The organism is Burkholderia sp. SIMBA_062, assembly GCF_046534765.1.
Classification (GTDB): domain Bacteria; phylum Pseudomonadota; class Gammaproteobacteria; order Burkholderiales; family Burkholderiaceae; genus Burkholderia; species Burkholderia ambifaria.
Genome location: NZ_JAWRYD010000469.1, coordinates 1 through 250 on the forward strand (window position 1 = coordinate 1; position 250 = coordinate 250).

1 protein-coding gene is annotated in these 250 nt (G+C 42.4%); it reads left to right on the plus strand.

Features of this window, described 5'->3' with window-relative positions; translation table 11 throughout:
- Positions 1-250: hypothetical protein (locus SB786_RS37100; RefSeq protein WP_410731695.1), on the plus strand; the 250-nt coding region annotated here is incomplete at both ends.

Here is a 250-nt window from a genome sequence, read left to right on the forward strand (position 1 = left end):
TTTCTTTGAAAGCCATTTATCAGCTGCCAGTGACGATGCGCTAGTTATTCTAGATGGGCTCCTTGATAAGACTTTCGACCATCTCGACAAAACGCAACTTATCGATCTCACAGTTTATTTAATGGACAGCATAATTTCGAAGAACCTGCGTTACGAGCCGGCCTTACCTAGGGTCTATGGCGAAGTCATAAAAAGCTCAATCGAGACATCTAGTCATCCAAGCATAGTTGAGATTTTTCCAACTAATGGC